The sequence below is a fragment of the Microvirga sp. jy35 genome (assembly GCF_056148915.1).
The window spans coordinates 73,422-80,450 of record NZ_JBWBEW010000022.1 but is presented as its reverse complement, the minus strand read 5'-3'; the positions used below and the strand labels follow the sequence as shown (position 1 = coordinate 80,450).

Genomic DNA, 7,029 nt, shown 5'->3' with positions numbered 1-7,029 from the left:
GAGTACGAGACCCTGTCGGGCGAGGAGATCCGCAACCTCCTCGACGGCCAGCCCCCCGTCCGCGACGCAGGGGATGCAACTGCCGTCCAGCCCCGGGCGGGACGCGGGGCCGTACCGCCCATCGGCGCCGTCGACTCGCCGAAGCCGGCATGATGTTGGGCATCCGGCCCGGTCTCGTCATGGCGCAGGAAGACGTCAAGCAAGAGCGCCATTCTCGGTGATGGGAAGCAACCGGCCCCGAGCTCTGCGTGGGGACCTATAGCTGACCGCAAAGACGCGCGGCCCCCGCAACACGGGCAGCCTGCACGTCATGGTAGTTGTCACCGATCATGAGAGCGGCCTCGGGAAGCCTAGTTCATCACGGAAAATCGATTGATGCTGTGATTGGACGGTTGCACCCTCCTCCCATGCGTGGCCGTTTTCGCGTGACCTGACCAAAGGCGCAGTTGTCTTTCTCCCCAAAGCCTTGCAATAATCGCGCATCGGGAGAGGCGTTTGCCATCGAGACGAAGCCCTCCTGCAGAACATGACCGGAGGAAAACCTCCGGCTTCGACAAGGGGGATTAGGACCATGAAGGACTCGGCCATAGCGCCCGAGATCGCGGATCCGTATGCGACTCTCGAACAAATCATCAAGATCGTCGGCAGATCGTGGCTGAGCGAGGAATGGCGACTTGAGGACATTCGCCTCTTGGCCCAGGAGGCGATCGCGACACGAGAGAGCCCGGACGCGAATGTACGCGTCAGAGCTGCCATCCATGCCCTTCAGCCGCGGATCCGCTTGAAGGCAAGCCGATAATGCGGGTTCCCGCGGATAGAGCAGAAAGCGACTACCCCCGCGAGCAGGCTTATGGCTCAACGGGACATCGAGAAGCCCATTCGAGCGCATTCCCCTCCAGATCACGTTCCTTTGCGCCGTGAAGCTTTGCCTTTTGCAGGCGCCCTATTTTGCCGTCTATGCCGGTCCGGCTACTGAAGGCGGCCATGCGTCACATTGTCGGGAAGGGCAAGATTCAAGCCAATCCGCTTTTAGTCCTGCCGCTAATCTTTTAATAACTTACCTAACGATATTATCGAAGCGAGACAATTCAAAGAAAACAGTTTCGCGAAGGGGCACAATACAATGACATATATTTCGTTACTGTAAAGCTTCGCGACTTAGCTTCCGACGCAGCAATCGCGAACTCTCCCCAAAGCACAATCTGGCTCTCAAGGAGAAAACCGCTCTGCTCTCGGCGCTGGTTGGCGTGTGAAATTTCGCATTCCTTGATCTATGCTTAGAGACTGCTGAAAATGCCTGCTGTCGAGACTTATAGCTCCACCGGAAATTCTTATATCGACGCCATCCTCGGCAACATCAAATGGGTGCCGAGCGACCTGACTTACAGCTTCCCGACCGCCGCCGTCGCATACGGTGCGGTCTATGGAGACGGTGAGACAGCCAAAGGCTTTGGATCCTTCAACGACACGCAGCAGGCGATCACGCGGTCGGCCTTGAAGCTCTTCTCATCCGTCAGCAACCTGACGTTCCAGGAAGCCACGGGGGCGAGCGCATCGTCAGCCGGTCTGCGCTTCGCGCAATCGGATGTGCCCGGGACCGCATGGGCCTACTTTCCGACAACGGATTCGACCGGCGGCGATGTCTGGGTCAACAATTCCAGCCGGTACTACGCGAGCCCTGCCAAGGGCAACTACGCCTATCTCACCATCGTGCATGAGATCGGGCACGCCCTCGGGCTTGAGCATGCTCATGAGGGCAACATGCCCCTGGATCGTGACAGCATGGAATACACCGTCATGAGCTACCGCTCCTATGCCGGTGCCTCGACCAGCACGGGCTACATGAACGAGGCCTGGGGCTATGCGCAGTCGCTGATGATGTACGACATCGCTGCTCTCCAGCATATCTACGGGGCGAATTACCAGACGAACAGCGGCAGCACCATCTACTCATGGAGCCCGACCACCGGCGAGATGTCCATCAACGGTGTTGGCCAGGGCACGCCCGGCGGCAACCAGATCTTCCTCACCGTCTGGGACGGTGGCGGCACGGACACGTACAGCTTCACCAGCTACACGACGGCTCTGACGATCGATCTTCAGCCCGGCGCGTGGAGCGTCACCTCGCAGGAACAGCGAGCAAAGCTTCACTGGGATGGTTCCAAGCTCGCTGTTGGAAACATCGCCAATGCGCTTCTCCATCAGGGCGACACGCGCGCCCTCATCGAGAATGCCTATGGCGGCTCGGCCAACGACACCATCAAGGGCAACGCTATCGGCAATGCTCTGCGCGGCAATGCCGGTGACGACAAGCTCTACGGCCTGAGCGGCAACGACGTGCTGATCGGCGGCAGCGGGAAGGACGTGCTGAGCGGTGGAGCCGGAACGGATACGGCAAGCTACAGCACGGCGAAAACCGGCGTGGCGGCCGACCTTCTTACGCGAAGCAGCAATCGAGGAGACGCTGCCGGTGACTCGTATTCGAGCATCGAGTCGATCATTGGAAGTTCCTACAGCGACACCCTTGGCGGCAATGGGTCGGCAAACGAGATCAGGGGCGGCTCCGGTAGCGACAAGCTCTATGGACGAAGCGGCAATGACGTGCTGGATGGCGGCACGGGCAACGACAAGCTCTATGGAGAAGGCGGGAAGGATCTGCTGATCGGCGGAAGCGGAGCGGATATCTTCGTCTTCTCCGCTTCGTCTCACTCGCGGGGCTCCTCTGCAGACACCATCAAGGATTTCCGTCGCGGCTCCGACCATATCGATCTGCGCACCATCGATGCCAACACGAAGCTGGCAGGCAACCAGGCATTCACCTTCATCGGGAAGAACGCTTTCCACGGTAAGGCTGGAGAACTGCGTTTTGCCGACGGCGTGGCAAGTGGCGACATGAACGGTGACAAGATTGCCGACTTTGCCATCAATGTCGAAGGGCTCTCGACTCTCTCCAAGGGCGACTTCTATCTCTGATCGGGCACATGGTATATGGTATTGCCTCATTCATGAGGATGGTCACCGGGCTCCGTCGACAGGCTGAGCCCGCATGCACAGGAACTCCGTGTTAACCATCTAGACAAGCCCCAAGCTTAGGCATTATTCCCGTCTGGTTATCTTTCGGCTCTTAGGGAAGCACGATGGATCGTCCGGGAAAACGCCACCCTGCCAATGATGGATTGGCCTATTTGATGAACCTGATCGGGCTCGCTTTCAGCGTCAGCTGTCTTTGGGTCGTTGCCTCCGCGGCCAAGATGTGAGGCGGCCTTGCTTCCGCTGTCTCAGCGGGAGCGCAATTCCTTGGCCGCATCGGCGGCCTGATAGCTCCAGTAGGTGAGCTGAACTGCGGCCCGCCCCAGAATGCCGCCATTCCATACGAGGCCAAAAGGCGCGAAAAGACGGTGCCGGTCGCTCTCGCCCGCGATCCCCTCCGCGATCACCGTGCCGCCGATGGCGGTGGTGTTCATGCCGTGACCGCCGAAGGCTGTGCAGTACCAGACACCCGGCTTCCATAGGCCGATCTGAGGCATCAGGTGCCGGGCATAGGCCATGAGCCCCGACCAGGCGATTTCGACCTTCAGGTCGGCAAGCTGGGGATAGGTCGCAGCCATCTCCCGCCGCAGCAGCGCCGCGATGTCCCGCGGATCGGTCGTGCGGGTTGTGATGCGTCCGCCCCAGAGAATGCGGCTGCCGTCATCCACGAGGCGGTAGTAATCCCCGGCCCGGCGATCATCGAGGATCGCAGCGCGTGCGCGGATCGCGCTTTGCACCCGTTCAGGCGCATGCTCCGTCAGCATGACGTATGTGGCAATCGGCAGGAAGGCGCGCTTGAGAGCAGGCAGCACGGCGCCCGTGTAACCGCCTGTCGTGAACACCACGTGCTCGGCCACGATCTCGGCACCCTTGGTCCGGACGATCTTCCGGGCGCCATCCAGATCGGCGGAGACGACAGGGGAGGACTCGTGGATCGAGGCGCCCAGACGTGCTGCTTCGCGAGCGAGCGCACGCCCGTAGTTCAGGGGATGGAAATGAAATGCACCCTCGTCGAGGATCGCTTCGTAGTACTTCGGTGAAACAAAGAGGCTCCTCACCTCATCCCGGCCCAAGTAGCGCAGGTTCAGTCCGAACGCGCCTTGCTGGCTCTCGCAGGTGGCCTGCAGCGCACCTTGCGAGTCATAACGCAAAGCCTTTGCGATGCCGGCAGCGAGCTTTGCATCCTCGATGCCGAGTTCGTCGATATTCCGACGGACGATCTCGACGCCTTCCATCGACAGGCGGAAGAGCTCCTTCGCCTGATCCGTGCCGACACGTCGTTCGATCGATGAGAGCCCCGTGGCATAGCCCGCCGAGACGAAACCGCCGTTGCGCCCGGAGGCACCCCATGCCACGCGCTGCGCTTCGAGCAGCACTACCTTGCGCCCGCTGCGGGCGAGCTTCAGCCCCGCAGTCAATCCGGCGAGCCCGCCGCCGACGATGCACACATCCGCCTGGATCCGGCCGGTCGCGGCCGGATAGGCTTCCGACGTTGCAACGGTCCGGCTGTAATAGGTGTCGATATAGGCGGATGACATGCTGGAAGGACTAGAGCGTCATGTCGGTGGCTGCGAGGAAGATCCGCACCAGCCTCTCGCAGCCCTCGCGGTCCTCCTCATCGAAACGGTTGGGGTCGGGGCTGTCGAGATCGAGCACGCCCAAAACCCGGCCATCCTTGATAAGAGGCACGACGAGTTCGGACCGCGAGGCGCTGTCACAGGCGATGTGCCCCGGAAAGGCATGGACATCCGGCACCACGATCGACTCCCTGCGCTCCACCGCCGTGCCGCAGACGCCGCGTCCGATCGCGATGCGCACACAGGCCGTCTTGCCCTGGAAGGGACCGAGCACCAGCTCGCCTCCACGCATGAAGTAGAAGCCCGCCCAGTTCAGATCGGGCAGGAACTGATAGATCAGGGCGGACATGTTGGCCGCGTTGGCGACCATGTCCCGCTCGCCTTCCAGGAGGCCGGTGAGCTGCTGGGCGAGCGAGGCATAGAAGTCCCGCTTGCTGTCGGTGATGGCAATGTCTTTGACTTCGAACATGCGGTTTTCCTTATGAGCCTGAGGATCCCTTGTCCAGATCGTCCTATTCGGCCGCCATGTCGGGCCGGTGAGCCCTGGAGAAATCGAGACCCTGGTGGTCGCAGAGGCGGCGGTAGAGGCCGCCCTTGCGGTAGAGGCTGTGGTGATCCCCCTCCTCCACGATCCGCCCCTTGTCGAACACGAGGATGCGGTCGAGGGCGCGCACCGTCGAGAGGCGGTGGGCGATCACGATGGAGGTGCGACCCACCATGAGCCGCTCCATAGCCTGCTGGATCAGCACTTCCGATTCCGAGTCCAGGGCGGAGGTTGCCTCGTCCAGGATCAGGATCGGTGCGTCGGCCAGGAAGGCGCGGGCGATGGCCACGCGCTGGCGCTCGCCGCCCGAGAGCTTCACGCCCCGCTCGCCCACCAGGGTGGAATAGCCCTTCGGCAGGTTGACGATGAAATCGTGTGCGTTGGCAAGCCGTGCCGCGCGCTCGATCTCCGCCATGCCGGCCCCGGGACGTCCATAGGCGATGTTCTCGGCAAGCGTGCGGTGAAACAGGATCGGCTCCTGCTGCACGATGGCGATCTGCGAGCGAAGCGATGCCTGCTCTGCCTGCGCGATGCTCTGGCCGTCGATGCGGATCTCGCCGCCCGTCACGTCGTAGAGCCGCTGAATCAGCTTGACGAGGGTCGTCTTGCCCGATCCGGACGGCCCCACGAGGCCCACGCGTTCGCCGGCCCGGACCGTCAGCGACAGGTTCCGGTAGAGCGGCGTGTCATGCCCCGCATAGTGGAAGGTGACGCGGTCGAACGTGACCTCGCCGCGCTCGATCCGCATGGGCTTCGCGCTGGGGCGATCCGGCACGCCGATGCGCTCCCGGTGGATTTCGACGAGTTCCTCCATGTCGTTCACGGAGCGGCGCAGATTGTTGATGTGCATGCCGATGTCGCGCAGGTAGCCGTGAATCACGAAATAGGTCGTGAGCACATAAGCGAGATCGCCCGGGGTCGCCCGGCTGTCCCACCACAGCCAGATCGCCGTGCCGATGATCGCCGCGCGAATGCCGAGCAACGCAATGAACTGCACGGTTCCGCTGTTGGTCCCGCGCTGCCAGAGGCGGCTCGTGCGCTTCTGCCACTTGTTCAGCACCCAGGTGAGGCGCGCATCCTCCCGCGTCTCCGCGCCGAAAGCCTTCACCACAGGATTGCAGCTCAGGGCATCGGCCAGCGTACCGCCGACGCGCGTATCCCAGGCATTGGCGAGCCGCGCCGCCGGCGCCACATAGCGGGTGGCGAGCAATGCCGTCATGACGATGTAGATCAGCGCGCTCGCGCCGATGACGAACCCCATCACCGGCCAGCGCAGTCCGAGCACGATCATCGATCCCGCGAGCACCGTGAGCGAGGGCAGAAGCGCGAGCAGAAGCGTATCGTGCATCAGGTCGAGCGCCCACATGCCGCGGGTGATCTTGCGGACGGTCGAGCCGGCGAAGGAATTGGCGTGCCAGTCGGTGGAGAAGCGCTGCACGCGCGCGAATGCGTCCTGCGCCACACGGCCCATGACGCGCAGCGTCAGTTCCACGATGCCGTAGAATGCGAGATGGCGCATGACGATCATGAGCAGGCCGAGTCCCGTCATGAACGCGAACGCCACCAGAGCCGCGTGCAGCGCAGCCTCGCGGTTGTCGCCGCCCATGGCGATGGCATCGACGAGCCTGCCGGCGAAGACCGGCATGAACACGTCGGCGAGCGTCGAGACCATCATGGTGGCGACGATCAGCACCACATAGCGCGGTTCCTCGCGCCAATGGCGGAATGTGAATCTCAGGACGTCGCGGGTCGCATCCCCGCCCTTCTTCTGCTGATTCATGGCAACGAACAGGTGACGCTCGGTGCGCGCACCTCTCCCGGAATTTTGAGGAACGACAGCAGGAACGGCGGCTCACCGCGTTCGAGGTCGCTCGATGG

6 protein-coding genes are annotated in these 7,029 nt (G+C 62.4%); 2 read left to right on the top strand and 4 right to left on the bottom strand.

Annotation, left to right across the window (positions count from 1 at the left end; all coding sequences use genetic code 11):
• Positions 1–256: 256 nt before the first annotated feature.
• Positions 257–331 (bottom strand): hypothetical protein, encoded by a 75-nt coding sequence (locus tag AC0QTX_RS16825; protein ID WP_474604968.1) that lies wholly within the window; start codon positions 329–331, stop codon positions 257–259.
• Positions 332–571: 240 nt separating this feature from the next.
• Here AC0QTX_RS16825 and AC0QTX_RS16820 point away from each other — a divergent pair, with 240 nt between their 5' ends.
• Both AC0QTX_RS16820 and AC0QTX_RS16815 read left to right on the top strand, forming a co-directional pair.
• On the top strand, positions 572–799 hold the full coding sequence (locus tag AC0QTX_RS16820; RefSeq protein WP_474604963.1) for a hypothetical protein: 228 nt from the start codon (positions 572–574) through the stop codon (positions 797–799).
• A 494-nt stretch (positions 800–1,293) separates the two neighbouring features.
• Positions 1,294–2,973, top strand: a complete 1,680-nt coding sequence (locus AC0QTX_RS16815) for a M10 family metallopeptidase (RefSeq protein WP_474604962.1) — start codon at positions 1,294–1,296, stop codon at positions 2,971–2,973.
• Between the two features lie 305 nt (positions 2,974–3,278).
• Here AC0QTX_RS16815 and AC0QTX_RS16810 read toward each other — a convergent pair whose 3' ends face one another.
• Genes AC0QTX_RS16810 through AC0QTX_RS16800 form a run of 3 tightly spaced genes read right to left on the bottom strand, consistent with a single transcriptional unit; the run spans position 3,279 to position 6,931 of the window.
• The gene (locus AC0QTX_RS16810; protein ID WP_474604961.1) at positions 3,279–4,568 is read right to left on the bottom strand and encodes an NAD(P)/FAD-dependent oxidoreductase; all 1,290 of its coding nucleotides are present in this window, start codon (positions 4,566–4,568) and stop codon (positions 3,279–3,281) included.
• Positions 4,569–4,578: 10 nt separating this feature from the next.
• A complete protein-coding gene (locus tag AC0QTX_RS16805; RefSeq protein WP_474604960.1) occupies positions 4,579–5,076 on the bottom strand; it encodes a GAF domain-containing protein in 498 nt (165 codons plus the stop codon).
• 43 nt (positions 5,077–5,119) lie between these two features.
• On the bottom strand, positions 5,120–6,931 hold the full coding sequence (locus AC0QTX_RS16800) for an ABC transporter ATP-binding protein (RefSeq protein ID WP_474604959.1): 1,812 nt from the start codon (positions 6,929–6,931) through the stop codon (positions 5,120–5,122).
• Between the last annotated feature and the right edge of the window lie 98 nt (positions 6,932–7,029).

Coding starts and splice junctions, on each gene's coding strand:
- AC0QTX_RS16820 (WP_474604963.1), top strand. CDS start 572: ATGAAGGACTCGGCCATAGCGCCCGAGATCGCGGATCCGTATGCGACT.
- AC0QTX_RS16815 (WP_474604962.1), top strand. CDS start 1,294: ATGCCTGCTGTCGAGACTTATAGCTCCACCGGAAATTCTTATATCGAC.
- AC0QTX_RS16810 (WP_474604961.1), bottom strand. CDS start 4,568: ATGTCATCCGCCTATATCGACACCTATTACAGCCGGACCGTTGCAACG.
- AC0QTX_RS16805 (WP_474604960.1), bottom strand. CDS start 5,076: ATGTTCGAAGTCAAAGACATTGCCATCACCGACAGCAAGCGGGACTTC.
- AC0QTX_RS16800 (WP_474604959.1), bottom strand. CDS start 6,931: ATGAATCAGCAGAAGAAGGGCGGGGATGCGACCCGCGACGTCCTGAGA.